This is a genomic window from Synechococcus sp. R6-10, assembly GCF_047461815.1.
Taxonomy (GTDB): Bacteria; Cyanobacteriota; Cyanobacteriia; order Thermostichales; family Thermostichaceae; genus Thermostichus.
The window spans coordinates 1-2701 of record NZ_JANSHW010000296.1 but is presented as its reverse complement, the minus strand read 5'-3'; the positions used below and the strand labels follow the sequence as shown (position 1 = coordinate 2701).

At 62.0% G+C, this 2701-nt stretch carries 5 protein-coding genes; all 5 read left to right on the top strand.

Annotated features, from left to right (window positions below; translation table 11 throughout):
• Nucleotides 1–84 precede the first annotated feature (84 nt).
• Complete coding sequence (locus tag NW837_RS09025; protein WP_414330831.1) at nt 85–513, top strand: hypothetical protein; 429 nt, start codon at nt 85–87, stop codon at nt 511–513.
• Between the two features lie 8 nt (nt 514–521).
• Nucleotides 522–890, top strand: a complete 369-nt coding sequence (locus NW837_RS09020) for a hypothetical protein (protein ID WP_414330830.1) — start codon at nt 522–524, stop codon at nt 888–890.
• A gap of 49 nt (nt 891–939) precedes the next feature.
• Entirely contained in the window at nt 940–1167 is a 228-nt protein-coding gene (locus tag NW837_RS09015) for a helix-turn-helix domain-containing protein (RefSeq protein WP_414330828.1), read from the top strand.
• Between the two features lie 206 nt (nt 1168–1373).
• A complete protein-coding gene (locus NW837_RS09010; protein WP_414330827.1) occupies nt 1374–1592 on the top strand; it encodes a helix-turn-helix domain-containing protein in 219 nt (72 codons plus the stop codon).
• A 65-nt stretch (nt 1593–1657) separates the two neighbouring features.
• On the top strand, nt 1658–2701 hold a 1044-nt coding region (locus tag NW837_RS09005), incomplete at its 3' end, for an AAA family ATPase (RefSeq protein ID WP_414330826.1).

The window sequence follows — 2701 nt, the reverse complement described above, 5'->3', positions numbered from 1 at the left end:
ATCAGGGCTGACATGGCGTCAGAACCACAGCCAACGACTCTCGCGGGGCTTGTGGCGCGGACTTGGGGCGTCTCGGAGCGGACGATGTATCGCGCGATGCGGGTGGGGCGTGTGCTGCAGCAACTGGAGACCGTCTCTCCCGACGCTTGCGCGGTTCTGCGGGCGCACAAAGACGCGCTGTCGGGCGTTGTGACCTATCTGCCGTTGATTCCGATGCGTCTTCTGCCATATGTTGCGTGGCGTGTGGCGCAGGGCGAGCGGTCGCTGGGGCGCGTGGCGCGCGAGTTGCTCCAGACGCCGCTGCTCAAAGGCGCGGAGCGCACGCGCCTTGAACGCGCGGTCGCCCGTTGCCGTCGCGGGACTGCCCCCGCCGCTGCCCAGCACTTGCACACGCTGGGCAGCGTTCTCAGTGAGATGCGGGCGATTGCGAGGCGAATGGGCAATAACGCGCTGATGGCGTTGATAGAAGACGCTCAATCCGCGTGCGACGCGCTCGGTATCATTGTGGGCTGATAGATGGCATGACGCACGAGAAGTTGTATCGGGGTGTGTACGCCCGCTTGTCGGGCGAGCCAGCACGCGCGTTTGACGCCTATCTTCTCTATCGCGATACGCTGTCGGTCGATGCCGTGTGTCGGGAGTTGGGCGTCTCGCCAGAGCAAGTCGAGCGTTGGCGACATGACTTTCACTGGGACAAGCGCGTGCGGGTTCACTTGGCGGAAGTGCGTCAGCGGGGGATGGCGTTGTCGCGCGCACGGCTGATGGCAGGCGCGGTGGAGGCGGTGCGCTTGTTGCACAGCGTGGTGGTCGACGAGACCGCCCCCGTGCGCGAACGCACTCGGTGTGCGGAGCTGTTGCTCACGATGGTCGGGTATCTCAACGCCAAGTAGACCTGCACATCATGCGCCGCTTCGTCGTATTTAAGATGTGGTGGGAGGGATGACGATTATGGGCTTGAAGCGGATACGGCTCCAACGAGGGCTGACTATGGAGGTCTTAGCGCACAAAGCGAGCGTGTCGCCGCGCGCGATCTACATGTTGGAACGGTACGGGCTACCGCCGAAGCGACGGGAGACGCTGGAGAAAATCGCGCGGGTGTTGGGCGTGGAGCCTGACGAACTGCTGTCGGACGCCGAGAACACAGAGATAACGCATGCGGTACAATAAAAACATGTGGGGTGAGCCGACGGGTGACGCGCTGCCCCACAGGGTATAATAGTGAAACCGACAGGTGTTGGCAGCACCTGTCGGTCAACAAGGGGTCACAGACCCAAGGTAGTCAGCTAATGTAATTATACCCCGTCTGTGCCCCCTTGTCAACACTAGCGCCCTCTTTTGGGGCGTATTCACACCGCCATTTGGGAGTCAAAATCATGTCAAGACTCAAAGAACTACTGGACAGAACGGGCATTCCGCGCTACCGCTTGGCGCGTCGTGCTGGCGTTAGCCCAGCAACGCTCATCGTGTGGGAACGCGACGGAGTCGCTCCGAAACGGCGAGAGACCTACGAGCGACTGGCACGGGTGCTTGGGGTAGACCCGAAAGAGCTGCTGGAAATCGCGAGGGATACTCAGGGGGTGAGCGACGCATGACGCGCCGACACACCCCCAATCGGCTCACGCTGGACGCAATTCTACCCCACTTGCGCACAAAGCGCGTGAGCAAGCGCAACGGCGAACGGCATGTGCTGGCGCACTGCCCTGCGCATGACGACGCCAATCCGAGCCTGAGCCTGACCGAGAAAGCGGACGGCACGCTGCTGTGGAAGTGCTTCGCGGGCTGCTCACAGGACGCCGTGCGCGAGGCGTTAGAGCGACTGGCTGACACACAACCCGCAACCGCACAACCGATTGCCCCCCGCAACGGGCGCACTGGAAAGCGAAGCACACCCCCATACCGACCTGTGCGCCTTGCGGAACTCGCTGAAGCCAAGCAACTGGACGCCGAGAAATTTCGCGCGTGGCATGCGCACGAGATCCCTGCTGGACACGCGCCCGAAGCCCCCGACGGCGGTATTGAAATCCCCTACCTCAAGCGCGAAGGCGACCTGCACACGATACAATACCGCCTAACGCTGGAGAAAGTGAACGGGGTAGCCCGCTTCAAGTGGCGCAGTGGCGACACGCGGATTCTCTACGGACTGTGGCGATTGCCCGAATGGGGCGACGCTGACACCCTCTACCTGTGCGAGGGTACAAGCGATACTTGGACTCTGTGGCATGCCGACCTGCCTGCACTGGGCATACCGAACGCAACCACTTGGAAATCCGAGTGGTGGCGCGAGGTGGAGGGTTTCGAGCGAATCGTGCTAATTCCCGACGCCGACAAAGCAGGCAAAGACTTGGCAAAGACACTCGCCGAGACCTGCCCTGACTCGCTTCGCGAGCGCGTGCTGGTGCTGCAGCTGCCCGAAGGCGTCAAAGACGCGAACGAACTCTGGCAACGCGAGGGCGCGAACGCCGAGCGGTTCCGCAACGCGCTTGCCGAGTGCGCCACTTTCTCACTTTCTCACTTTCTCACCCTTAATACCTCTGAGAAAGTGAGAAACTGGCAAGCCGAGCCGATAGACCTTGCAGAGGCGACGCCTCGCCCTGTCGAGTGGCTGGTCAAAGACCTAATCCCTGCACGGCACGCAACGAACCTCTACGGCGACTCTGGCACAGGGAAAAGCCTAATCGCCCTCTACCTCGCGCTGTGTGTG